23 protein-coding genes and 1 tRNA gene are annotated in these 24,125 nt (G+C 68.6%); 19 read left to right on the forward strand and 5 right to left on the reverse strand.

From position 1 onward, the window contains the following. Positions 1–141: 141 nt before the first annotated feature. Positions 142–217 (reverse strand) — tRNA-Ala (locus HJG44_RS16875). Positions 218–459: 242 nt separating this feature from the next. On the opposite strand from HJG44_RS16875, the gene HJG44_RS16880 reads away from it, so the two are divergent. The 11 genes from HJG44_RS16880 to HJG44_RS16930 all read left to right on the forward strand — a co-directional run bounded on the left by HJG44_RS16880 (position 460) and on the right by HJG44_RS16930 (position 8,077). Beyond that, positions 460–750, forward strand: coding sequence for a YggT family protein (locus HJG44_RS16880; protein ID WP_171219484.1), 291 nt, complete (start codon positions 460–462; stop codon positions 748–750). After that, positions 750–1,067 carry a DUF167 family protein gene (locus HJG44_RS16885; protein ID WP_171219485.1) on the forward strand — a complete coding sequence of 106 codons (318 nt, stop codon included), beginning with the start codon at positions 750–752 and terminating at the stop codon, positions 1,065–1,067. Before HJG44_RS16880 ends, HJG44_RS16885 begins: the two co-directional genes overlap by 1 nt. Beyond that, positions 1,064–1,960: a bifunctional methylenetetrahydrofolate dehydrogenase/methenyltetrahydrofolate cyclohydrolase FolD gene (gene folD, locus HJG44_RS16890; protein ID WP_171219486.1), complete on the forward strand. Its 897-nt coding sequence runs from the start codon at positions 1,064–1,066 to the stop codon at positions 1,958–1,960. Before HJG44_RS16885 ends, folD begins: the two co-directional genes overlap by 4 nt. Continuing rightward, positions 1,957–3,003: a MaoC family dehydratase gene (locus tag HJG44_RS16895; protein ID WP_171219487.1), complete on the forward strand. Its 1,047-nt coding sequence runs from the start codon at positions 1,957–1,959 to the stop codon at positions 3,001–3,003. Before folD ends, HJG44_RS16895 begins: the two co-directional genes overlap by 4 nt. A gap of 13 nt (positions 3,004–3,016) precedes the next feature. Next, the gene (locus HJG44_RS16900) at positions 3,017–3,427 is read left to right on the forward strand and encodes a group III truncated hemoglobin (RefSeq protein ID WP_171219488.1); all 411 of its coding nucleotides are present in this window, start codon (positions 3,017–3,019) and stop codon (positions 3,425–3,427) included. Between the two features lie 39 nt (positions 3,428–3,466). Continuing rightward, positions 3,467–3,877 (forward strand): carboxymuconolactone decarboxylase family protein, encoded by a 411-nt coding sequence (locus HJG44_RS16905; protein ID WP_171219489.1) that lies wholly within the window; start codon positions 3,467–3,469, stop codon positions 3,875–3,877. A 241-nt stretch (positions 3,878–4,118) separates the two neighbouring features. Then, positions 4,119–4,670 carry a SiaB family protein kinase gene (locus HJG44_RS16910; protein WP_171219490.1) on the forward strand — a complete coding sequence of 184 codons (552 nt, stop codon included), beginning with the start codon at positions 4,119–4,121 and terminating at the stop codon, positions 4,668–4,670. Between the two features lie 12 nt (positions 4,671–4,682). Beyond that, positions 4,683–5,066 carry a DUF1987 domain-containing protein gene (locus tag HJG44_RS16915; RefSeq protein WP_171219491.1) on the forward strand — a complete coding sequence of 128 codons (384 nt, stop codon included), beginning with the start codon at positions 4,683–4,685 and terminating at the stop codon, positions 5,064–5,066. Beyond that, positions 5,063–5,929: a GGDEF domain-containing protein gene (locus HJG44_RS16920; protein ID WP_246736295.1), complete on the forward strand. Its 867-nt coding sequence runs from the start codon at positions 5,063–5,065 to the stop codon at positions 5,927–5,929. The genes HJG44_RS16915 and HJG44_RS16920 overlap by 4 nt, the downstream gene beginning before the upstream one ends. Then, the gene (locus tag HJG44_RS24270; RefSeq protein WP_171219492.1) at positions 5,926–7,620 is read left to right on the forward strand and encodes a SpoIIE family protein phosphatase; all 1,695 of its coding nucleotides are present in this window, start codon (positions 5,926–5,928) and stop codon (positions 7,618–7,620) included. Before HJG44_RS16920 ends, HJG44_RS24270 begins: the two co-directional genes overlap by 4 nt. Before the next feature lie 79 nt (positions 7,621–7,699). Beyond that, positions 7,700–8,077, forward strand: coding sequence for a DUF6894 family protein (locus HJG44_RS16930; protein WP_171219010.1), 378 nt, complete (start codon positions 7,700–7,702; stop codon positions 8,075–8,077). A 143-nt stretch (positions 8,078–8,220) separates the two neighbouring features. Here the strand turns inward: HJG44_RS16930 and HJG44_RS16935 are convergent, their stop codons facing one another. After that, positions 8,221–9,564, reverse strand: coding sequence for a right-handed parallel beta-helix repeat-containing protein (locus HJG44_RS16935; RefSeq protein ID WP_171219493.1), 1,344 nt, complete (start codon positions 9,562–9,564; stop codon positions 8,221–8,223). A gap of 139 nt (positions 9,565–9,703) precedes the next feature. Further along, complete coding sequence (locus HJG44_RS16940) at positions 9,704–11,128, reverse strand: O-antigen ligase family protein (protein WP_171219494.1); 1,425 nt, start codon at positions 11,126–11,128, stop codon at positions 9,704–9,706. Between the two features lie 360 nt (positions 11,129–11,488). Here HJG44_RS16940 and HJG44_RS16945 point away from each other — a divergent pair, with 360 nt between their 5' ends. Beyond that, entirely contained in the window at positions 11,489–12,565 is a 1,077-nt protein-coding gene (locus HJG44_RS16945; RefSeq protein ID WP_171219495.1) for an acyltransferase family protein, read from the forward strand. Between the two features lie 238 nt (positions 12,566–12,803). After that, the gene (locus tag HJG44_RS16950; protein ID WP_171219496.1) at positions 12,804–13,106 is read left to right on the forward strand and encodes a DUF6894 family protein; all 303 of its coding nucleotides are present in this window, start codon (positions 12,804–12,806) and stop codon (positions 13,104–13,106) included. 141 nt (positions 13,107–13,247) lie between these two features. Here HJG44_RS16950 and HJG44_RS16955 read toward each other — a convergent pair whose 3' ends face one another. Both HJG44_RS16955 and HJG44_RS16960 read right to left on the reverse strand, forming a co-directional pair. Next, positions 13,248–15,455, reverse strand: a complete 2,208-nt coding sequence (locus tag HJG44_RS16955) for a GumC family protein (RefSeq protein ID WP_171219497.1) — start codon at positions 15,453–15,455, stop codon at positions 13,248–13,250. 91 nt (positions 15,456–15,546) lie between these two features. Then, the gene (locus tag HJG44_RS16960; RefSeq protein WP_171219498.1) at positions 15,547–16,827 is read right to left on the reverse strand and encodes a polysaccharide biosynthesis/export family protein; all 1,281 of its coding nucleotides are present in this window, start codon (positions 16,825–16,827) and stop codon (positions 15,547–15,549) included. 221 nt (positions 16,828–17,048) lie between these two features. Between HJG44_RS16960 and HJG44_RS16965 the strand changes: the two genes are divergently transcribed. From HJG44_RS16965 to HJG44_RS16990, 6 genes are all read left to right on the forward strand, one after another. Next, on the forward strand, positions 17,049–17,843 hold the full coding sequence (locus HJG44_RS16965) for a WecB/TagA/CpsF family glycosyltransferase (RefSeq protein ID WP_210261155.1): 795 nt from the start codon (positions 17,049–17,051) through the stop codon (positions 17,841–17,843). 87 nt (positions 17,844–17,930) lie between these two features. After that, the gene (locus tag HJG44_RS16970) at positions 17,931–20,012 is read left to right on the forward strand and encodes a coiled-coil domain-containing protein (protein ID WP_171219499.1); all 2,082 of its coding nucleotides are present in this window, start codon (positions 17,931–17,933) and stop codon (positions 20,010–20,012) included. 64 nt (positions 20,013–20,076) lie between these two features. Next, the gene (locus HJG44_RS16975; protein ID WP_171219500.1) at positions 20,077–21,198 is read left to right on the forward strand and encodes an ATP-grasp domain-containing protein; all 1,122 of its coding nucleotides are present in this window, start codon (positions 20,077–20,079) and stop codon (positions 21,196–21,198) included. A gap of 104 nt (positions 21,199–21,302) precedes the next feature. After that, positions 21,303–22,358 (forward strand): TAXI family TRAP transporter solute-binding subunit, encoded by a 1,056-nt coding sequence (locus tag HJG44_RS16980; RefSeq protein ID WP_171219501.1) that lies wholly within the window; start codon positions 21,303–21,305, stop codon positions 22,356–22,358. 52 nt (positions 22,359–22,410) lie between these two features. Then, the gene (locus tag HJG44_RS16985) at positions 22,411–22,932 is read left to right on the forward strand and encodes a DsrE family protein (RefSeq protein ID WP_171219502.1); all 522 of its coding nucleotides are present in this window, start codon (positions 22,411–22,413) and stop codon (positions 22,930–22,932) included. A 302-nt stretch (positions 22,933–23,234) separates the two neighbouring features. Further along, positions 23,235–24,008 carry a response regulator transcription factor gene (locus HJG44_RS16990; RefSeq protein ID WP_210261156.1) on the forward strand — a complete coding sequence of 258 codons (774 nt, stop codon included), beginning with the start codon at positions 23,235–23,237 and terminating at the stop codon, positions 24,006–24,008. Positions 24,009–24,125: the final 117 nt, after the last annotated feature.

Consider the following 24,125-nt stretch of genomic DNA (forward strand, 5'->3'; position numbering starts at 1 on the left):
GAGACTGAGCCGCCAATCGGGCCCACGGAGACCGGAAACCAGGCCCAGAGACCGCATGTCCCACCAAGCCCCTCGGCTAAGTCGCGGAAAACACGGCCATATTCCTGGCCGCCAGGGAACCGGGAGTTTGGGAAGATACCCTGGTGGAGCTGAGGGGATTCGAACCCCTGACCTCTGCAGTGCGATTGCAGCGCTCTCCCATCTGAGCTACAGCCCCAGGGCGCGGGCCTTGTAGGGTGCCCAGGGCGGCGCGTCAACGGCGCGAGGTCGCTATTCCGGCCGTCCCGACGCGGCATCTCGCCCGCCGGTTCCCGGCCTCCGCCATTCTCCTCTTGGCGTCTCTGGTCCTGGGTCGTCTCGTCGAGGCACGGCGCAGGCTGGCCTGCCGGCGAGCTCCGGGTTGTCCCGGCAGGGCCGGCCGGGTACATCGCACCAACCTGTCCGCGGTTCAGATCTCCCATGCGCGCGCTTCTCGACGTCATCATGCTGGCGTTGCAGCTCTACGTCTGGATCCTCATCGCGTCCGCGGTGATGAGCTGGCTCGTCGCCTTCGGCGTCGTCAACATGCGCAACGACGTCGTGCGCACGATCTGGAACTTCCTCTACCAGGCGACGGAACCGGCGCTCCGGCCGATCCGCCGCGTCCTGCCGAATCTCGGCGGCATCGACATCTCGCCCATCATTCTCCTGCTCGTCATCTTCTTCATCCAGCGGGTGATCGAGCTCTACGTCTACCCGGCGGCCTTCTGATGGCGCCGAGACCCTGGCGGGAGGCGCCCGGCGGGGTGCTGCTCACGGTGCGGGTGACGCCGAAGGGCGGCCGCGATGCGGTGGATGGCCCCGACGTGCTGGCGAATGGCCGGGCCGTCCTCAGAATCCGGGTCCGGAGCGCGCCCGAGGGCGGCGCCGCGAACGAGGCTGCGCGCCGCCTGATCGCAGGCATGGTGGGCAGGCCCGTCTCGGCCGTCCGCCTCGAGGCTGGCGCGACGGCCCGGATCAAGACCTTGGCGATCGCGGGCGATGCGGCCGCGACGGCGGCGGCGCTCGGCCGGGCGACGGCAGCATGAGCGCGACGGTCGTCGACGGAAATGCGCAGGGCGCAGCCCTCCGCGCCCGGGTCGCCGAAGCCGTCCGGGGGCTGCGCGCGCGCGGCGTCACGCCCGGCCTCGCGGTCGTCCTCGTGGGCGAGGATCCGGCAAGCCGCGTCTATGTGAAGAACAAGTCGGCCCGGACCGTCGAGGCCGGGATGCGCTCCTTCGACCACAAGCTCCCGGCCGACGCGTCGGAGGCCGAGATACTCGACCTGGTCCGGCGGCTGAACGCGGACGAGGCGGTCGACGGCATCCTCGTGCAGCTGCCGTTGCCGCCGCATATCGCTCCGGCCAAGGTGCTGCTCGCGATCGACCCCGCAAAGGATGTCGACGGCTTCCATCCGGTCAATGCCGGCCGGCTCGCGACCGGGCAGAAGGCCCTCGTTCCCTGCACGCCGCTCGGCTGCGTGATCCTGGCGAAGAGCGTGCATCCGAGCCTCGCCGGCATGGAGGCGGTCGTCGTCGGACGCTCGAACATCGTCGGCAAGCCCGTGGCGCAGCTGCTCCTCGCCGAGAGCTGCACGGTCACGATCGCCCATTCGCGGACACGCGACCTTCCTGCCGTGTGCCGCCGAGCCGACCTTCTGGTGGCCGCCGTCGGCCGCCCGGAGATGATCCGCGGCGGGTGGATCAAGCCCGGCGCGACGGTGATCGATGTCGGCATCAACCGCGTCCCGAACCCGGCGGCGGGAGACGGAAAGACGAAGCTGGTGGGCGACGTCGCCTTCGCCGAGGCGGCCGAGGTCGCGGGCGCGATCACGCCCGTCCCGGGCGGCGTCGGCCCGATGACGATCGCCTGCCTGCTGCGCAACACGCTCCAGGCCGCCTGCGACCGCCGCTCACTCCCGGTGCCGGAGATGCCCGCATGAAGACCGATCCCGGGCGCTTCTTCGAGGATTTCCGGATCGGCGACACGATCCGGCACGCGACGCCGCGCACGCTGACGGTCGGCGACACCGCCCTCTACACCGCGCTCTACGGCTCCCGCTTCGCGGTGCAATCAGCCGACGCCTTCGCGGGCGCGGTCGGGTATCCGCGCTCCCCGGTGGACGATCTCCTCGTCTTCCATGTGGTGTTCGGGAAGAGCGTGCCGGACATCTCGCTGAACGCCGTGGCCAATCTCGGCTATGCGGACGGGCGCTTTCTCGCGCCCGTCTATCCCGGCGACACGCTCACGGCCGTCTCCGAGGTGATCGGCCTGAAGGAGAACTCCAACCGGCAGACGGGCGTCGTCCATGTCCGCACGCGCGGCTTCGACCAGCATGGCACGCCCGTTCTCGAATATTGCCGCTGGGTCATGGTGCGGAAGCTCGCCGAGCGCGCGCGGCCGCACCGGGAGGAAGTGCCGAGCCTGCCCGACGCGGTTCAGCCGGCCTCCCTCGGGCTGGCCTGTCCGCAGATCGACGGCAGCGCGTGGAGCGATGCGCTTTCGGGATCGCCGCACCGCTTCGGCGATTACCGGGCGGGCGAGCGCATCGACCACGTCGACGGCATGACGGTCGAGGAGGCCGAGCACCAGCTCGCGACGAGGCTCTATCAGAATACCGCGAAGGTCCATTTCGACGGGCATGCGGCGGCGGGCACGCGCTTCGGCCGGAGGCTCATCTATGGCGGCCACGTCATCTCGCTCGCCCGCGCGCTCTCCTTCAACGGGCTCGCGAATGCCTTCCATATCGCGGCCATCAATGGCGGCCGGCATGTCGCGCCGCTCTTCGCGGGCGACACGGTGTATGCCTGGAGCGAGATCCTGGAGACCGCGGACCTGCCCGGCCGCAAGGATGTCGGAGCGCTCCGCATCCGGACCATCGCGACAAAGAACCAGCCCTGCGCCGACTTCCCGGGCCGCGTCGAGGGCGGGTATCACCCGGCCGTCATTCTCGATTTCGACTACTGGGCGCTCATCCCGCGATGAGCGCGGTGCCACGATGCAGGACATCCGGCCGCGAGGGCTGAACGACCGGGCGCCGCTGGACGAGGCGAGCCTCGCCGTGCTGCTCGACCGCTTCTACGCCAAGGCGCGGCGCGACCCGGCGCTTGGCCCCGTCTTCGCCGGCGCGATCGCGGAAGCGGCCTGGCCGGAGCATATGGCCAGGATCGCCGGCTTCTGGCGCTCGGTGCTCTTCAAGACCGGGGACTACAAGGGCAATCCTTTCGGCGCGCATCTGCGGCTCCCGGGCCTGACGCCGGCCCTGTTCGCGCGCTGGCTCGCGCTGTTCGGCGAGACATGCCGCGAGGTGCTCGAGCCGGAGGCGGCCGCCGCCCTTCAGGAGCGGGCGGAGCGGATTGCCGAAAGCCTGCAGGCCGGGCTCTTCTTTCTGCCGGGCCGGGTCGCGTAAAGACCATGCTCGTCCGGATGCCGGGCGGGGAGGGTTGATATGACGACTGTGCGCCTCTGGTCCGATGCCGAAGCGGAGGCCGATCCGGCCGTGAAGGCCGTCTTCGACGACATCCGGGCCACCCGGAAATCGGACGTCGTGAACAATTTCTGGCGCGGTCTGGCGAATGATCCCGTCCAGCTGAAGCGCACCTGGGAGAACCTGAAGGCCATCATGGTCGCGCCCGGCGCGCTGGACCCGCTCACCTGCGAGCTGGTCTACATGGCGGTCTCCGCAGCCAACAATTGCAGCTACTGCATCCACTCGCATACCGCAGCGGCGCGGGCAAAGGGCATGACGGACGCGCAATACGCCCATTTCCTCCAGATCGTGGGCATGGCCGCGCACACGAATGCGCTGGTCACGACCATGCAGATCCCGGTGGACGAGGCGTTCCAGGTCGAAAGCTGAGGTCCCACACCGCTCCATTCGGGCGGCTGTCCGGGCGCCGGAACGAATCGTGGCTCCTGCGTCCCGGAGGTAGGCGGGTCCTCGCAAGCGAGGCAGCAGCTCAGCTCCGAGCGCGTGAGCGGCTGCCCACATTTCGAGCAGTTAACACGCGGCGTAGGACAGAATTGGTAACGCTCCGGTGAGGAGACTTGCTTAGCCTCCCCAAGCTGGCCGGGCGGATCACCTGGCCAAGGGGTTAAGGGTGAGCCCGCAGGACTTCATCTCCTTCCACAACGCGTCCAGGCAGAGCGGCGTGATCATGTCGTTCAGCGGCGACGTGTCGGAGAAGGTGCTGTTCTCCCTAGGCGAAGTTCTGAGATTCAGGATGACGCAGGGCGCTACGGACGCGTCCATCGCGAAGCGGGTCTTCTCCGTTTTCGTCGAGCAGGCACAGAACATCATCCGGTATTCCGCGGACAGGGTCGCGGGCGGCAGCCCGGACGGGAGCGGGGTCAGCGCTGGGATGATCGTGGTCGGGATGGAGGAGGGCCGCTTCTTCGTCGCCTGCGGAAACGAGGTCCCGCAAGCGCAGGTCGAGCCGTTGCGGGCCCGCCTGTCGCGCATCGCCGGTATGAACCAGGACGAGCTCAAGGCCTATTACCGCGAGAAGATCAGGCAGCCCGCGGAAGAGGGCAGCCTCGGCGGCAGCATCGGGCTGATCGAGATCGCCCGGCGTGCGAGCGCACCGGTGGAGTTCGACTTCCGGGATCTCGGCGCGCACCGAAGCTTCTTCTGCCTCAAGGCCTATATCTGACGGACCGCTGCCATGGATCGCATCTCCATAGCCGGGACGGAGCGGACGCCCGAGGTCGATTTCGACTTTCCGCAGGGACGGCTGAAGCTCGGCGGGGAATCCTACCCGGAAGACGCGGCGGCGTTCTTCGGGCCTCTGCAGCAGGCGCTTGCCGCGTTTCTCGAGAATCGGGAGCGCGGCCCGCTCACCTTCGAGATTGCGCTCACCTATTTCAACAGCTCGAGCGCGAAGGCGCTCATGAACATGTTCATGCTCCTCGACGACGCGGCGGCAGGCGGTGCGGCGGTCACCGTTCGGTGGCTCCACGCGGCTGACGACGACACGATCCAGGAGGCAGGCGAGGATTTCGCCGCCGATTTCGAGCACGCTCGTTTCGAGCTGGTGGAGCAGCCATGACCCGTCCGGCGACCGGCAGCCAGCCCCCAGGCGCCCAGCCCCACATGCAAGGAAAGTCGCGCTTCAGCCTCTATGCGACCGAGGAGGCTGTGCTCGAGAAGTCCGACGTGATGCTGAGCCGCCTGGCGGAGGTTGCTGGAGGCGTCCAGGACCTGGCGGAGGCCTATCGCCGGAGCTACCGGGAGCAGCGCCAGCTCGTCCGCATGAGCGACCGCATGCAATCCGACCTGCAGAACGCGGTTCAGCGCCTCGCCGAGCAGGCGCGCGAGCTGCAGGAGCTGAACGAGAAGCTCTCGGAGGAGATCCAGCACCGGGCTGCGCTCGAGGCAGAGCTGCGCCGGATCGCGGAGACGGACGTCCTCACCGGTGCGCTCTCGCGGCGGCGCTTCATCGAGCTCGCGCAATCGGAATGGGCGCGGCAGAAGGAGACTGGCTCCGCCGCCTGCCTGCTGATGCTGGATCTCGACCGGTTCAAGCGCATCAACGACCTGCACGGGCACGCGGCAGGAGACCGGGCGCTCGAGAGCTTCGGCGCTGCATGCCGGGCCGAGTTGCGCTCCCTCGACCTCATGGGGCGGCTCGGCGGCGAGGAATTTGCCATCATCCTGCCCGATACCCGGGTCGAGGCTGGTCGCGAGATGGCCGAGAAGCTGCGCGCTGCCATCGCGGCGATCTCCTTCAGGACCGACAAGGGCGCGGTGTCGTTGTCCGTGAGCATCGGCGCGGCGCAGGGAGAGCCCGGCGAGGCGCTCGAGGACACGATGTGCAGGGCCGATCGGGCGCTCTACCGGGCCAAGAGCGCGGGCCGGGACCGCGTTCAGATCTTCACGCCGGAGCTTCTGGAGCGGGAGGTCGCTGCGTGAGCGCCGCCGAGCTCGCGCCGGAGGAGGAGGCCGGGCGGCAGGCTCGCCCGGTTTCGCTCAGGGGTGCGGGTCCGGCCCGTTTTGCGGGCGCTGAAGGCGGTGTCGGCAATCTGCCGACAGCCGATGCGGGGGCGACCATGAACCCCGGAGCCCTGCGCGGGGCCGCGCAGGTGCGCGACCTCGACAGCCTTGCGCACACTCTCTTCGTCCGAATCTATCCGGTGATCGGGGCGGCGCTTCTCTTCACGCAATGCGCCATCGCCTTCATCAACTACTCCGATACGACCCGGATCCGAACGGAGCAGGCGCAGAGCCTCGCGCATCTTGCCGCGGCCGCTATCGTCAAGCCCGGGTGGGAGCAGGACCCAGCGACCGAGCGCACACTGCAGGCCGTTGTGGCCGAGCCGGGCGTCCGCCGCGCCGTGCTTCGCGACAGGGGTGGCCGCCTCCTTGCGGCGGCCGGCGAGGAAATCGGCCCGCGTGCCCCGGGGGTGCTGTCCGTTTCGGCCGAGATCTCGCGTGGACAGGACGAGGGGCCGGAGGGCACGCTCGCGCTGATCGTCTCGGGCGAGAACCTGCGGGTCTTCGCGCAGCAGCAGGCGCTGCTCACGCTCGGTGCGATCCTTGTCCTGATGCTCGCCTTCGTGCTGACGCTGCACTTGAACGTGCGCCGGCACGTGCTCGCGCCGTTGCAGCGGCTCCTGCGCGCCATGAACCAAGTCGAGCGCAAGACCTGGACGCATGTCGACCCGGAAGGACGCTTCCGTCCCGCGAACGAGATCGATTCCGTCTGCCTCGCCTTCAACCGCATGGTGGACGGATTGCAGGCCGGCGACGAGGCGAAGCAGCTTCTGGCGCGGCTGGAGGAGGCGCACCGCCAGCTCGAGGCGGCCAACCGGCTCGTGATGGAAAGCATCGGCTACGCGCGCCGTATCCAGACCTCCACCCTCCCGGCCCGGGACGCGCTTCGGGGGAGCGGGCTGGAGGTGGCCGTGCTCTGGCAGCCGCTTCATCTCGTCGGGGGCGATTATTACTGGATGGAGGAGCTCGACGACGTCTCGGTCCTCGTCGTCGCCGACTGCACCGGCCACGGCGTCCCGGGCGCGTTCATCACGCTCATCGTCGCGATGGCGCTCGACCAGATCCTCCACCACGACCGGCTGCGCTCGCCCTCGGCAATCCTCGCCGCTCTCGACAGGATCGTGCGGGTTCGGCTGCGCCAGGATGGGCGCGGCGCCGAATCCGATGACGGCCTCGATTGCGGGATATGTGTGTGGAGGCGGGCAACGCGCGAGGTCGTCTTCTCCGGGGCCGGGTTGTCTCTGATCTACGTCCAGGATGGCCAAGCCGTGCGCGTCCGCGGCCGGCGGCGGGGCATCGGCTTTGCGGGCCGCGACGCGGCCGACCCGACTTTCGAGGAGATCCCGATCCGGGCCGGGGAGGGAACCTGCTTCTACCTCGTCACCGACGGGGTCACCGACCAGATGGGCGGTACAGGGGGCAGTACACGCAGGCTCCTCGGCTATAGGGGGCTCGGCGGCATCTTCCTCCGCCACCAGGAGCGGCCGCTCTCGGTCCAGATCGACGCGCTGAAAACGGAGCTCGCCCACTATCGCGGAAGCCAGGAGGCGCGCGACGACATGACGGTAATCGCCTTCCGGCCGCTGCGTCCAGAAGGCGCCACAGCGTAGCCTTGAATACGAGGCTCCTCGACGATACCTAACCATCGCCGTTCGCGGACGGCTCTGCTGCTTACGCATCGACGTCTGCGTGCAGACCGCGGCTGCACTCATCATCCGTCAACAATCAGCTGAACGCTCCACGCTCGGTGCCGAGGGGGTTTGTGTGAGGTGCTATTTCCACCTTCAGAAGGGCGGAGAGGAGATTCGGGACGAAACGGGCGCCGAGGTGTCCGATCTGGACGAGGCCCGGGCCGAAGCCCTCAAGGCGATTGCGGAGCTTCGCGGCGAGGACCCCGACCTCCAGGAGGATTGGAACGGCTGGAAGCTACGTATCGTGAACGATCGTGGGGAGCTGCTTTCGGTTCTTCGCCTCAACCAGATCAGCCATCCCGTGCCGGGGCAGCACCCGATAGGCCGCGCCGGCGACGATGACCCGCGCCCGGTCGAGGGTGATCCGGAACACTAGCCATTTCACATGCTCGCGCAGCGCGCGGCGTCGCTCGTCGTCCGGCATCAGAGGTCCGCTCCGCCGTGGATGACGGCGAATGCGGGCATTGCATTCCATGCCACCGCCTGATGGACGCTGCCGCACTTCCATCCGGCTGGGGATCAGGGCTGGTTCGCGACCGTCGGCAGGAGGACGGATTCGCCCTCCGCCTCCTGGCCGCGTTTGCGGAACCCGACGAAGTCGGTCGCGGTGCGGCCCCAGACGAAGCGGACCCGCGCCCCGGCCGGTGCCGCGTAGCGGTTCCGGTCGAAGACGTTGCCCCCGCTCTCGATGATGCCGAAATTGGCTGCGCCCGGCGGTGCATCGGAGACGCCGCCGGCGGCGCCGTCGCCCAGGAAGACCACCCTGTTCCCGATCACCCGGTTGCCGCGCGTCCGGTAATATCCGCCGCCAAGCCGATGCCGGTTCTGGTCGATGAGCATGATGGCGCGCCCGCCCGGACGGACGACGATTTCATTGCCCGTGACCAAGGCCTCTTCCGAGGCGGCGATCTGAATGTCCGCTCCCCAGTACCAGCCCGGCTTCGCCTGGCCGTTCTCGACGATCCTGTTGTCCTGGATGGTCGCCCCGGCCGAAAGCTCGAAGAAGATGCCGGCGCCCTCGTTGCGCTCGACATGGTTGCCCTCGATCAGAACGTCGCCGCACCGCTCGTCGCACCAGAGCCCCGGGCCGCGATTGCCGGCGACGTGGTTGTCCCGGAACGTGACCTCCCGCGCATCCGTGACCTTGATCCCGCCCGCCTCCCAGGACGCGGAGAAGCCGAAGATGTTGTTGTTCCAGATCCGGTTCCCCGCGAAGACGAGGTGATTGCCGTCCCCCGTCGCACCGAGCTGGCCGTTGGAGTGGATGAGGCAGTCGAGAACTGCGCCCTCCGCGTCGATCGAGACGCCCGCCCCGCTGTTGAAGCGGAACTCCGAATGCTCCACGCGCCAGCCTGGCCCCAACCCTCGCACGGCTCCCTCCTGCGCCGGATTGGCGTATCTCTCGACGGTCAGTCCGACGATCCGAACCGAGGGGGCCGTGCCCGTGAACGCGAAGGTGGCTTCGGATGCTTCGACCATGCGCCCGCGCGGGTCGTCTCCCAGCGTTACCTCGCGTGCGGCGGGGTCGTAGAAGAACCGTCCGGGCCCGACCTCGCCCGCATGGACGCGCCTGAGGGGCTGTCCATCGAGAAAGACCGCCAGCGGCAGGCGGCAAAGCACGCCGCCATCCTCGCAGACGCCCCGCTCGACGGTTGGCGGCCGCGGCACCGTCGCCACCCAGCGGGTGCCGTGCCGGACGAAACCGGAGAGGATGCGGGCGCCGTTCAGGACGGCGCCGCGTTCGCCGTAGAAGGACTGTCCTGCTTTCGGCTCGATCGATTGCAGCCGATGCACGCCGCCCGCGATGCAGAAGCGGGCGCCGGGCGGCGCGCGGCTGGCGGCGAGAGCGACCTCCTCGCCCAAGGCGACCGGGATCGCGTCGGTCGGGCAGGCAAGAGCATGCGCCGGTCCAGCGCGCTCGGCGACGGGCGCGGATAGCCCCCATGGCGCGCCGGTGCAGGCAATGATCAATGCCGCGAAACACGGTCGCGACCGGAAGCGATCAGCGCCCAAGCACCGGCCCCGGGACCAGGGCAAGCGGGGCGCCCTTGGACCCCTCCGCCATTCGCTGCGGTGCCCGGAAGATCATGACGGCGGCGCAGCCGAACCCGAAGATGCACCAGAACCAGATGCCGAGCATCGGGCCTTCGATGGCGACGTCGAACGTCGCGTCGATGACGACGGAGCCGCCGTAAGCTACGATCCAGATGAACAGCTTCTCCCAATGCGGCTGCCCGAGGCGTCGCGCCTCGACGGCGGCGCGCGTCAGGGATAGGAACCAGGTGGCCAGGACCAGCGCCCAGAGCGCGAGTCCGGGTACCCCCATTCGGGCAAGGACGTTGTAGTGGATGTTGTGCGGGGCGCGGACCGGCGGCGCTCCGCGTCCGTCCCCCAGCGTGAAACCGTCTGCCTCGGCCAGATTCACGCCAAACCCCTTGCCGCTCCACATGTAGCTGCCGCGCAGGGCGTAGTCCTCGATCGTTCGCCACCAGTGCAGGCGCCAAGCCTTCGTTCCGTCGAGATTCGACGCCTTGCTGCTGCCGAAGAGGCTCTCGACATTGTGGATGATCTGTTCCGGGCCGATGCTGCGTTCGCCAACGCCGGAAATCGGCACCGAAACGCCGAGCGCATAGGCGGAGACGAACAGCGCGGCCCCGACGCACAAGGCCGGAAACATGCGTTTCAGCGCGCCCCCGACCAGGGCGACGAAGACCAGCGGGATGAAGCAGGCGAGCATCGCGCCCCGGCTCGGGCTCACCACGACCAGGGTGACCAGGAAGGCAACAATCCAGTAGGGCCGCACTTTCCTGAAGCCGAGCAGGACGAAAGCGCCCGCTCCGGCCACGTGAACGGCCGCCTCGCCCAGGCGCACGAACACGAATGGGACGCCGGCCGCTGGCCAAGTAGGCAGCAGCCCGCCGACGAGCGAATTCGCGTTGAGCAGGATCGGCGCGGCCAGGCCGTAGAACCATGCGAACCCTCCGAAGCGGCGGAGAAGCCAGTCCAGGCGCGCGGGCTTCTCCAGCAGGAGGGCGAGCACGATGAATGCAAATAGACCGTAGAAGACGATGACGCTGTCCCGCACCGCCTCGATGCCGTGCGTGCCGAGGAACGGGACCATCCGCGACGCCGCCCACATCATCAGGAGCACGAGGCAGATGCAGGGAGGGCTTCCCAGGATTGCAAGCCACGATCCCGTCCGGAGAAACACGACGAGCCCGAGCGCGAGCAGGACCTCGCCCACGAAGAGCGGTGGCACGCCTACATAGGCGTAGCCCTTGCCGAGGATCGCATAAGCCGCGAGCGAGAAGCAGAGGAAGCGCAGGTAGCGGTCGTGCAGGTCGCTTCCGAGCGCAGCGCCTCCGGCCGTCGGCAAGCCCCAGGCCGGCCAGTTGCGGCCGGGTTGCGGAAGCGAGAGGGACGCCATGGGTTCGCCCGGGTCTAGCCGGCCCTCGGCCGGCTACCGAACGGACCCGCCTCTGCCGCACCGGCTCCGCTCTCGCCCAACGACATCACCACCTCCAGGACCGCCGTACAGGAAAACAGACCGGCCCGGCGATCCGAAGCAGGCTTTGGTGGTACCTCCTCCCGCCATCCCGACGCCGAGAGCGCGCCCAGGATCAGGGCAAAATCGCCAACGATCTAACCGAATTACTTCGGTTAACCTGAAGCAAACGAAGCTTCATCTTGCTCGCTGCGTGTTATCTGATCATTCCGAACGATGCTCTTCAGAACCGGCATCGAACGACAAGTCCGCGTTGCGGGCGAAGCGGGATAAGGGGGTGCCATGGCTACCGAGCGACGCAGCGAAATCCAGCTCCTGCGCGCCATCGCGGCCATCGAGGTCGTCGTCGTTCACTCGGACCTCGTCACCAAGCACTTCTCCCCGGGTACCGTGCTCCAGGGCGGATACGAGCTCGTCGGCGGCATCGGGGTCGAGCTCTTCTTCATCGTGTCCGGCTTCATCATGTGCATGCGTGCGGCCGAGAGCCGGAGCGGTTGGAGCTTCATGCTGGGCCGTATCCGCCGTATCGCGCCGATGTACTGGGTCTTCACGAGCCTGATCCTCGCCCTCTCGATCGCTCAGCCGAATTGGATGATCGCCCCCCGGAGCCTCGAGGCCGAGCGGATCCTGAGCTCCTACCTCATCCTGCCGCAGGCCGACTTCCCGCCTCTCGGCCCGGGCTGGACGTTGGAACACGAAATGATCTTCTACGCGCTCATCGCCTGCGCGCTCGGCACGTTGGGGCTCAAGCCGGATGCGAAGCTAGCCTTCGGCTGGGCTCTCGCGGTCTTGGGTGCGGCCGGCTGCATCCTGGGCCCGCAGGAGGGAAGGTCGCTTTTGTCGTTCCACGTTCTCAGTCCGTACATGTTCGCCTTCTCGTTCGGCTGGCTGGTCCGGTGCTGGGAGGAGCGGCAGGGGGCCGGCCGTCTGTGGATCGCGTTTCCTTATGCGCTCGCGCTCGGCGTCGGGCTGGGCATGAGCAGCGCTTGGGGCCTGCAGCTTCTCGGCCGTTTTCTGGCGGCCGGCACCGTCTTCGGCCTCTTCCTGGCCGGCAGGCGCATGCTGTCCGCCGATGGATGGCTGGGGCGCGCGGGCTGGGAACTCGGCGACGCGTCCTACAGCATCTACCTGGCGCATTGGTTCGTGCTCTCCGCCTCCGGCAAGCTGCTCGGGCGGCTGGGTGCGCCGCCCGATGCGGCGATGGCGCTGCGCCTCCTCGGCATCGCGTCGGCGATCGCGGTCGGGCTCCTCTGCTTCCGGTGGTTCGAGCATCCGCTCGACCGGCGGCTCCGGGAGCTGTCGTTCAGCCGGACCAGAAGGCTGCCGGCCCAACCGGACGTGCGCGTTCAGCGACTCTAGCCGCTCATCTTTCGTCGGGTCCCAGGCCAGACACCTTGCGCTGGCCCGGTTCTTCACACGAACCAGGAGCGCAGATCTGCATAGCAGCGTAAGATCCGGGCTCTCTTCAGCCGCGAGGGGGCGTTCGTCTTTCGTGCACCTTGTACATCTTCAGCGCTGAGATAGGTGATTGCATTCGCTGGGCCGGTGCGAAGCGCGAGAACTCGCGAAGCCGTGATCGCTCCTTCGGAGACGGGGAGTGTCGGACGTGCGTTCCCATCTACCGGGGAAGCCTGTTTTCAGCGAGGTAGAGGTGAGGTGCTATTTCCACCTGTTCTCGGCCGAAGAGGACATTTCCGACGAGCACGGGGCCGAAGTGGCGAGTCTCGACGAGGCTCGCTCGCAGGCATTGCGGGCGATCCAGGAACTCGCGCGAGAACAGCCCGGCCTTAAGTCCGATTGGGAGGGGTGGGGGATGAGGATCGTGGTGGACGGACAGGTCGTGGCGACCATGCGCCTGAGCGAAATCGCATTTCCGCCTGCAGAACAGACCGCGCAATAGGAGCCTGCACGCGCAGCGATTGAGGGCCCGGTCTGCCGGGACACTTACGGCAGTTCGTCACCGGCAATTCCCCGCCGCTTCGAGGGACGCGACCACCGCCCCAACCTCATGCGGCGTCCGGGTGGAGACCGGGCGGCCAGCTCAGGCCTCTGCCTTGCTCAGCTCACGGCGGGCGAAGAAGCCCTCGTAGCGCCGGTAGGCCGCGCATTGGTCCTCGATCCGGAAATCGCGATGCGCCTTCATATCGACATTGGTCAGCACGGCGCCGTGCAGCTTGACCGAGAAGTCGCGCATCCGGCGCAGCGCCAAGCCCACCGTCCGGCGGTGCGTGCCATGCCAAGAGACGACGTGGATGACGCTTTCGGCGTGCCGCGAGAGCTGGGCGAAGTCCACCACCAGGAGGACAGGAGGTGCCTCCATGATGATGAGGTCGTAATGCTCGCGCGCCCGCTGCATCATGTCGGAGAAGACCGCGGCGCCGAACTGCTCGCCGGGCGGGACGGCTCCTGAGGGACGCAGGATGACCAGGCGCCGGTCAGCGAGTTCCGAGAAGAAGGCGCGCTCGGGATCCTTCAGGACCTGGTCGAGCGTGGCGCCGGCATTGCTCCCGGCCTCGTCGCGCTCGGCTGGCCGCCAGTCGACGATGAGCACGCGCTGGCCATCGGCCATGGCATCCCGGGCCAGGGCGAGGGCGAGGAGTGACTTTCCCTCCCCCGGAACCGAAGAGGTCAAGAGGATCGTCTTGGCGCTCGACGAGAGCGAGTGCAGGTCGAGGGCGGCGGAGATCAGCCGGACCGCCTCCCCGAAGATCCGGCGCTCACCATCCGCCTGCCCACGCGACCAGAGCGGCACCATGCCGATGCAGCGGGTTTCCGTCTCGGCCTCGAACTGGTTCGCCGACCTGAATCCCGTGTCGCGCTTCTCGAGCAGGAGCGAGGCCGCGATGCCTGCTCCGAGACCTCCCACCAGCGCGAGCCCGAGCACGATCGAGCCGCGCGGGCCGGACGGCACCGGGATCGGCTGGGCCTTGACCACCACCTGGGCGGGAGCGCTGGCGAGGGCGGAGAGCGAGAGAGCCTGCTCATGGCTCTCGGTCAGGAGCTTCAGGCGCGCGCGCACGGTCGCCGCTTCGGCCTGGAGGCTCTTGAGCTGCGTTTCGCGGCTTCGGGCGGCGATGAGTTGCTCGCTCACGTCCTGGACGCGTGCCTCGAGCGTTGCCACGTCCGCCGCGGTCGAGCGTGCCTCGCCTTCGAGATTGCCGATGGCGCGCTCGATCTCGCTCCGGAGCTGCTGCTGGATCTGCTCGAGCACGGCGTTGGCCCGGGCGAGACCGGGATGTTTCGGCCCGATCAGCGCGAGGTCGGCGACCTCCTTGCGGGCCGCCGTTTCGTTTTCCAGGAGGCGCTGGATCAGAGGAGCACCGTTCAGGTCCTGGGCGGAAGGAACCTCGCCGGAGGCATAGGCGGCCTTTGCCCGCATTACTCGGCCATCGGCCGCGATGCGGGCGAGCTTCGCGGCGCTGAGCTGCGCCGTGAGCTCCCTCAGGAACTGCTGCTGCAGTCCCGCGCCATCGGGCTCGGCCTCCACATAGCCCGTGCTCCGCCGGAACGCGTCCACGGCCTGTTCGGCCGTGGCGAGGCTCTGCCGCGTCTCCGCGATCTGGCCCGCCAGCCATTCGCTGGTCCGCTGGGCGGTGGCGGCACTCGCTTCCGCGCGGCTGCGCAGATACTCGTCCGCGATCGCGTTGGCGACGAGGGCCGACCGGTGCGGATCGCCGGACGTGAAGGAAATCGTGATCAGGTAGGAGCGCATGTCGTTGGCGACGGAAACATTCCGCATGAGGGCGATCGCCGCGACCTCCGTCCGCACCGCCTCCGCCTGTTCGGGGCTGCCGGCGGCTTCGCCCGCCGGGCTGGCGAAGAAGATCCTCCGGACGGCATGAGCCAGCTCGTGGTGCCAGGCTGGCGCTGCGAGTTCTGCCTCGCGCTGCAGTCCCAGCCGCTCGACGACGCGGCGCGCGATCGCCCGGGACTTGATCACTCGCGCCTCGCTCTCGATCACCGCTGTCGCATCCAAGGAGACGCCCCGTTCCGGGCTCTGGCCCGGCGCGACGGGCCGCGAGCCGTCCGCTCGCGCGGCGTCGACCTGAAGCAGGGTGTCGGCCGTGAACTTCTTCTGCAGGACGGCGCCGAGCAGCAGGCCGGCGATCGCCAGCGAGCCCGCGACGATGAGCAGGATCATGTAGCGGCGCCGCCAGATCGTCGTGAGCGCGGTCAGGGCCTTGTCCTCGTAGTGCCGCACCAGGCTGACGCTCTGGAGGGGAACGGGATTTTGCGGGATCCAGTACATCGTGCCTCGAAGGTGTTCTGTTGGCGTTGCCGCCTGGCGGGGACGGAGCCTCCGGACAGGCGAGGGCGGTTGCTCCGGCCGAGCTCTCTCCTCAGGGCGGCGGCGGGACGGAATCGCGCATCGTGATGGGGCCGATCCCTCGCACTTCGGCGTTGGCCGGCTCGATCCGGACCTCCACGATGTCGCCCGGCCTCACGGGGGTCGTTCCCTGCGCGGCCGTGGTGAAGGTCTCGCCCTTGTGGCGGCGGATGATGGCGATCGAACGCTTCTGGTCGGCCCGGTCGGCGATCGAGCCGCTCTGCTGAAGGCGCGCGGCGAGGATCTCGCGGGCGCTCGGGAGCGAAGCCCGGATCTCGGCGATCTTGGCCATCGTGTCCTCGACCTCGGCGAGGATCCGACGCCGATAGGTATTGGTCGCGGTCTGGATCCGCAGCTCGGTCTCGATGAGCGCCAGGTCGAGGCGCGCCATATCGGCATTCAGGCGGGCGATGTTGCCCGTGTTGCGGGCCTCCTCCCGCTGCAACTCGATGCCCGTGTAGCGGCGGGCGTAGCCCTGCGCCATGAGCTGCGTGAAGCCGGAGATATGCTCCCGAATCAGGTTGAGCTGCACCTGCTCGGACTGCCGTTGCACCTCGAGCGCCTGCTTCTCGGCCTCGATGCGGGGCTTTTGCTGGCGAAGAAGCGCGAGCTCCTGGGCAAGCGCGCGGCTGTCGGCCGTGAGGGCCCCACGCTCGCGCTCCAGCGCCGGCAGGTATTCGGTCGGCGTCATGCCGTCCGGCCGAGGCGGATCGAAGGGGGCGTCGTCCCGCTGGGCATGGAGCCGCGCGAGCTTCAGGACGAGGGCGCCGAGCTTGCCCTCGAGCACTCGCACCCGTTCGTCCGCGAGGATCAGCTCGGTGCGGGCGGCCGCCGCGGGCTGGTCCTGCGCACCGAAGCCGCCCGCCAGGGCGACTGCGCTCATGACCGAGGCGCCGAACCTGAACGGATAGCTGCCCGGAGCCCGCACGTCGCCGACGACATAGACCGGCCGGAGCTCCACGATCCGGACCGTCACGGCCGGATTGACGATGAAACCGTCCTTCAGCTGCTCGACGAAGCGCTTCTGGATCTCCCCGAGCGTGGCATCCGCAACCGCGACTTCGCCGATGAGCGGAAAGACGATCATCCCGTCGTCGCCGACCAGGAACTCGCCGCTCATCTCCGGCTGGCCGAAGACGGTGACGGCAAGCCGGTCGCCCGGCCCGATCTGCAGGCTCTGCGCTTCCGCCCGGCCTGCGCCTGCGCAGCAGATCATCGCTGCGATCGCGGCCGCTCGCAGCGTCCGGAGCACGGGGCTGCGCGTCGCCTGCCGGCTGGGTTGATCGGTTGCCATGGTTTCACCTGGGGAACGGACCACGCGGCCCGGTGAAATCATCGCCTGGAACGCAGAAAACCGGACCTGACCTTCCGGAGTAGCCCAAGCTCCGCAGGCGCGACCGGTCGAGTTCGTCGCCTGCGCCTTGGACCTGCGCACAGTCGGGGTAATTCTCCTTCCCAGATGCGTCGCCGGCTCTGGCGCCTAACCTGGAGCATCCAATCAGCACGGTGCCCCCCATGGCCGGCGACGAAATCAGCGCAGATCCTCCCAGGGCGGAGATCCTCGGGGTCGGCGTCAGCGCGGTCGACATGGATGCGGCCGTCGCCGAGGTCGAGGGTTGGATCAGCTCGGGTCGACGCTCCTACGTGTGCGTCACGAGCGTGCACGGCGTGATGGAGTGCCAGAGCTCCCCTCTTCTGAGGGCGATCCACCGGGGAGCGGGTCTCGTCGTGCCTGATGGCAAACCGCTCGTCTGGATGGCCCGGATGCTCGGCTTCAAGAAGACGCGGCAGGTCTTCGGGCCGGACCTCATGCGGCGCCTAACGGAGCTTTCGCCAGCGCGTGGCTACCGCCACTTCTACTATGGCGGGGCGCCGGGCGTGGCCGAGGAGTTGAGCGACAAGCTTCGCCGAAGCTTTCCGGGGCTGCAGGTCGTCGGCACGTACTGCCCACCCTTCCGTCCTTTGACGCCCGAGGAGGATGCCGCCGTGATTCGGCAGATCAACGCTGCGCGCCCGGACATCGTCTGGGTGGGGCTCAGTACTCCCAAGCAGGAAAAGTGGATGCACGACCACGCGCCTCTTCTCGATGCGCCGGCCCTCGTCGGGGTCGGCGCCGCCTTTGACTTCCTGTCTGGCCGCAAGCGCCAGGCGCCGCTCTGGATGCAGCGCTCCGCGCTCCAGTGGCTGTTCAGGCTCGCCACCGAGCCGCGGCGGCTCTGGCGGCGTTATCTGTGGATCGTGCCCGGCTTCCTCTGGCGGGCGGGCCTGCAGCTCGCTTCGCACCGTGTCGCGCTTCGGGTGCCGCGATAGCGGCCCCGAGGAGTACCCCTTCGGGCGCGTAGCTGTTCCGGGGCGATTCCTGCACCCTGATTCCGTCAACCCAGCCGAGGCGGCTCGATGACGCGCGCACGCTTGGAGGTCTCAACGCCGGCCAGCCGGACCGAGCGGCGGCCGCCCGAGCGCGGTGGGCCGGGCGGCGTCTCCAAGCTCCCGGCGCTGGCATCCGACACGAGCGAGGCGGACAGGCTGCTGGACGGCCTCGCGCAGCGCGGGACCCGGCGCGCGCAAGCACTCCGGCATCGGCGAACGGCCGTGGCGACTGTCTGCGCGGCGGCGCTTCTGGCCGGCTTGGCCGGTACCGAACTCGCGTTCCGGAGCCGGCCAGAGGTCGGGCAGAGCCTGCCGGAACCTGGACGGACGAGCCAGGTGGAGCGGCCCGCGGGTCAGGCGGCGGGCCCGGCGAAGCTCTCCGATCTAACGGGCCAGAGCACGCCGGCCGCCGCCCGCGATTCGGAACGGGCCGAGTTCGAGAGCAGGATCGCACAGGCACGGGCCGAGGCCGATCGCGCCGCGCGCGCTGCGACGGCGCAGAACGAAGCGCTTGCCGCCGCGCTCGCCGCCCGCTCGGCCGAACTCGCGGAGGCGCGGCAGGCTCTGGACCGGCTCGCGGCCGAACGAAAAGGCGCGGCCGAGCAGGCGTCGCGCGATCTCGCAGCCGAGAAGGCAGCCGCGCAGGTCCTCCGCGGCCAGCTCGAGCGGGACCGTGCCAGACTGAAGGAGGTCGAGGAGCAACTCGCCGCATCGTCGCGCCAGCAGGCGGAGCGGGTGAACGCCCAGAGTGCGGCGGCGGCTCTGTCTGCCGAGGCCGCATCCGCGGCGACCGAGAAGACGCGTCAGCTCGAAGCGAAGCTTGCGGGAGCCGAGCGCGAGGCCACGGGCTTGCGCGCGGCGCTCGAGACACAGCGCGCGAACCTCGCCCGTGCGGAGGCGAATCTTGCCGACGCCGGGCGACAACGCGCTGCGAGCGAGGAGGCTGCGGCGCAAAGCGCCGCCGCGCGTCGGAGTGCCGAGGACGCCGCACGGGCGCTCTCGGAGCGGCTCAGACAGGAGCAGACCAGGGCCGCGGGCGGGCAGCGGCAGCTCGACGGTTTGCGCGTCTCTCTCGAGGCGGAACGCAGCAACATCCAAGACCTGGAAGCGAAACTCGCCGAGGCCGTGCGGAACCGCGGCAGGAGCGAGGACGCGCTCGCACAGCAGAGCGCCGCGCGACGCGAGGCCGATAAGACGGCACGGGCCGCTGCCGAGCGCCTCCGGGTGGAAGAGGCGCGCGCCGAGGCGTCCGAAGCGCGCCTGCGGGAGCTTCAGGCCGGGCTCGACGGCAAGGATGTCGAACTCAGGCAGCTGGAGGCAAGACTGGCCGAGATCGGCCGCGATCAGGCAAAGGTCTCCAGCGAGCGTGACGACGCCGTGGCGCAGGCTGCTAGGGCCGCGGGCGACCTCGACGGCATCCGGAGTGGCACGGCCGAGATCCTGGCCTGGCTGGAGGGGCGCCTTCGCGCAATGCTGCTTGATCCGGTCGGAAGCGAGCGCGCGACCGGAGAGAGGCAGGCCTCTGCCGGCGCTCCGGCCCCGGCAGATCCGGCCATACGCGACGGGCTCGCTCGCATCGCCGCGCTCCTCGAACTCCGGGCCGGCGAGGCACGGGCGCTCCGCGACAGACTGCAGGCCCGGCTTTCGCAGGGTATGGTCCGGCTGAGCTCGCCGCTGCAGGATCTTAACGCCGTCTGGACGGGAGCCGGTCCGCAGACGGCGATCTTCAGCAAAACCCTCGCGCTCCCCGACGCTCCTTCGGTGCAGGAGGCGAGGCACGCAGCCCCTCCGGCCGAGGATCCGCGACCCCAGCCGCACACTGAAGAAACAATAGCTCCGCAAGTGGATGGCACCGCCGTGCTGGCGCGGGCCGAAAGCTTCCTCGCCCGGGGGGACCTGGTCGGCGCCCGCCTGCTGCTGGAGCACGCCGCCGGCGCAGGCCATGCGCTGGCGCTGTTCAAGCTCGCCGAGACCTACGATCCACGAAACCCGATCCTTCGCCGCATGGGCGGCGCGCTCGCCGATCGCGTCCGGGCCATGCAGCTCTATGCCGACGCGGCCTCCGCCGGCTTCAAGGGGGCGGAGGATCGAATTGCCGCCCTGCGATGAGCTCCGCCCGTCGGGACAAGCAGGTCTCCTTGTCGGACCTGTTCCAGCGCGAGCGAGCGTTGGCATGCTTGCCCGCCCCTCGAGCAGACGCCGCGCCCTGATCCTGGCGGATGGGTTCAGGCTGCAATACCGGGTGCTGCGCTGCGCCGCCGAGCATTTCGCCGAGGTCTACGTGCTCGGGACGGCGGCGGCCGCCAATCTCCGCCTGTCCCTGGCATGCTGCCGGTACCTTCCCGCCGCAGGCTCTTTCGAGAATGGATCCGCCTGCCTCGTGGACCAGATCAACGTCCTGTGCAGAGAGCACGCCGTCGATCTGATCCTCCCGAGCTGCGCGGCCACCACGCGCTTCCTCGCCGCGCACGGGGAGGAACTCGCCGCGCGGCACTTTCCTGTCCCGGCGGCAGAGGTCTTCGATATCCTCGACGATAAGTGGACCTTCACCGCCCTCTGCGGAGGGATCGGCGTTCCCGTGCCGCGGTCGCGCCGGTTCGAGACGCGGGCCGAACTCTTGGAGGCCTCGCGCGCGGGCGAGCTGGAATGGCCCATCGTCGTGAAGCCACTGAACATGTGGGGGAGCTTCGGTGTCGCCAGGCTCGACGGTCCGGCCGAACTGGAGCCGGACGGATACGAACCGATCCTGGTTCAGGAATACGTTGCCGGGCGTGACATCTGCGCCGTCTATCTCTGCTCCGAGGGTCGGGTGCTCGTTTCGGTGAGCTACGCGCGAACGCAGCAGGGCCTGACCTTCCTCAGCACGCCCGCGATCGACCGGAGCGCCGAGGCCATCGTCTCGCATCTCGGCTGCAGCGGCGTGATCGGGTTCGACCTGCGCTGCAGACCGGATGGCTCCTTCGTCTTCATCGAGTGCAACCCGCGCTTCTGGTATCGCATGGACATGGCGGCCCTGGCCGGGCTCAACTTCGTGGCGCTCGGCTGCGGGCCGCCGGAGGCGGCGCGCCGCGCGGGCCGGATAGCGGCCGGGACGACGTTACGCTCTCCGACTGCGCTCCTGGCTGCGGCTCTCGCGCCCTGGCACATGAGCCGGCAGGACCTCCGGCTGCTGCGCTATCTCGCCCGCGACCCAGTCTCGACCCTGCTTGCCGCCTTCTACAAGCTCACGGGCCAGAACAGGTTCGCCTCCGGCCAGATGCTCGCCTGCCTCTTGGCGCTCGCACTCGGCTGCTGACGGCGGAGTACTCCGGAAGGACCGGGACCGATCCTTTCGCTCTATGCCGGGGGGACGCCGCAGGGTGTAGGGATCGCGGCCCTCAGCGCTCCGGAGCGGCAGACATGAACCCCTGGTCAGCCCTTGCGATCGCCGGCGCGGTCGCCGTCGGATCCTTCGCGGATGCCTCTCCTGCGTCTGCGCAGCGCGCTCAGTACAATCGGGCCCAGGAGGCGCCTGTTCGCGAGAAGCTCAACGCCTGGACGCTGGGCCTTGCCGCGGGCCTGCTCGAGGGGGCGCCGATCCGCTTCGCCGTGGAAATGGCCCGGATCGTCGACGACGGCGAGAACCTGCACGTCCTCCCGATCGTCACGCGCGGGCCGGCCGAGAACCTCGAGGCGCTGCTCTATATCCGGGGCATCGACGCGGCGATCCTGAACACGGACTCGCTCGAGCAGTTCAAGCCCCTCGTCCCCAACATCCAGAAGCGGATCACGAGCATCCTGAACCTGTTCCCCTCGGAACTGCACGTCTTCGTGCGCCCGGAGATCGGAAGCCTCCAGGATCTCGCGGGCAAGAAGGTCAACTTCAACACGCCCGGCACGGCAGCCGCCTATTCCGGGCCCATCATCTTCGACCGCCTCGGCGTGCAGATCGAGAAGACCTTCGTGCCGCACCAGGCGGCGCTCGAGCAGATGAGGCGTGGCGAGATGGCGGCCGTGATCTTCATCACCTCCAAGCCGGTCGACGCCTTCTCGCGAACGGAATGGCCGCAGGGCTTCAAGTTCCTGCCGGTCGAGTACGACAAGCGTTTCGAGGACTATTACCTTCCGTCCTCCCTCACCGCGTCCGACTACCCGCGGCTGATCGGGGCCGGGACGAGCGTGCGGACGATCGCGGTTCCCACCTTCCTGGCCGCCTATAACTGGCCGAGATCCTCGCCGCGGTACCAGCGTGTCGCACGTCTGGTCGACCGGCTCTTCAGCCACATCGGCAAGCTCCAGGAGCCTGGGTTTCACCCCAAATGGCGCGAGGTGAGCATCCTGGCCACCGTGCCCGGGCTCGATCGCTTTCCCGCCGCCCAGGAATGGCTGGACCGCGCACAGGGAGCGCCCCGCAGTGCGAGGGGCGACCGGGCGGCGCTGCCCGACGAAGGCGAGCAGCCGGGCGCTCGGCCGTAGCTGCGGCTCCAACCCTGCCGCGGGCCTGTCCCCCTAGCCGAACGGAGCCTCCATGATGGTGCGGTCGAAAATACGGATTGCAGCCGTGGCGCTCGCTGCGGCGGTCCTCGCCACGACGACGGCCGCGGCGCAGACCCGTCCCACGCCTCCGCCTTCTCCCTCCACGAAGGGATCGCAACAGGCTGCCCAGCAGAAGTCCCGTCAGGATATCGTCCATCGCGTGGTGGTTCAGATCACTCAGAACGATGCCACGACGATGAATGCTGCATTGAACAACATCGACAACATGATCAAGTATTTTGCCGACAAGGGCGAGAAGGTCGAAGTGGAGCTCGTCGCCTATGCGGCGGGCCTGCACATGCTGCGCGAAGACACCTCGCCCGTGAGGGCGCGCCTGTCTGCGCTTGCGGGCCGCAAGGGCGTTACGCTGTCCGGCTGCGAGAACACGATGGCGAACCACTCCAAGCAGGAGGAAAAGCCCATCACGCTGGTCCCGGAGGCGCGAACGGTAGCGAGCGGGATCGTCCGGGTGGTGGAACTGCAGGAACAGGGGTGGATCTACGTGAGACCGTGAGGAGTGCCCCCCGTGCGTAGCGACCCGCCGAGATGCCTCTCGCCCAAGCGGCGCCTGGGTGATCTCGGTGCTGCGGTCTTACTTGTGCTTCTCGGCACAAGCCTCGGGACGCCGTCTGCCTGGGCCCAATCGGGCGAACGATGCGCCACCTGCCGCACCCAGGTCCAGGCCTGCCGCGCGCGCCAGGACGGCTGCGTGCTCGAATGCCGCGCCCGCCTCTTCACCGTCGATCCGCGGCGCGCGGAATGCGTCGAGCGTTGCCAGCAGGCTCTACGCAACTGCAGCGAGCCGGTTCTCGCAGAATGTCCGGCAGGGTGCCGATGATCGCCCGGACCGGCATGGACTTCGAATGCGGCGAGCCCGGTCCGCCGGGCCTCGGCGCGGCGCTTCTCGATCACGCCCGGCCGGAGAAGGGTATGCCGCGCATTCTCATCTTCGACGAGCACGGCGTCTACCGCCTCGGGCTGGCCCTGACGCTCAAATCCGCCCTCGCCACCTCGAGCGTCTTCCAGACCGGCTCGATCGAGACCACGCTGTCCATGCTTCAGACCGAACCGGGCATCGACGTCGCGCTTCTCGATCTCGACATTGCCGATCCCGAGAGTGCGGGGTTCCTGCGCGACATGGCCCGCGCGGCGCCGCAGACCCGTCTCGTCCTCCTGATCCCGTGGAACTCGCCGGAGGCCGTGTTGGCCGCGATCTCGGCCGGACTTCATGGCGCCGTCTCGAAGGCGCAGTCGGACAGCGAGATCATTCACGCGATCTCCGACGTCCTGTCCGGCCGAATCTATGTTCCCGTCTGGATGGGGGGGCCCCGAGAGGAGCGGGCGGGCGAGCCGCAGCCGGGCTCGGAATGGCGCGAGACCACCAAGGCGGAGAATCGCATGTTCCGTTTGACTCCGCGGCAGAGAGAGGTTTTCCTTCTCATCGCGGAAGGGCTCTCCAACAAGGAAATCGCACAGAGGCTCGAAATCTCAGAGGCGACGGCCAAGATACATATCGCCGCCGTGTTCCGTGTTCTGCAGGTTCGGAACCGGACTGAGGCTGCGCTCCTTGCCCGCGAGTGGCGTGATTAGCGGCTTGCGCCAGGGAGCTTGTCGAGTGCGCCTAGCCCGAATTGGCTATATCGAGGCTAATACTATCTCGCACAAGAATCTCCCCTCTGCGGAGAAACGAGTAGTTGCATATAAATC

This window comes from Enterovirga aerilata (assembly GCF_013044135.1).
Taxonomy (GTDB): Bacteria; Pseudomonadota; Alphaproteobacteria; order Rhizobiales; family Beijerinckiaceae; genus Enterovirga; species Enterovirga aerilata.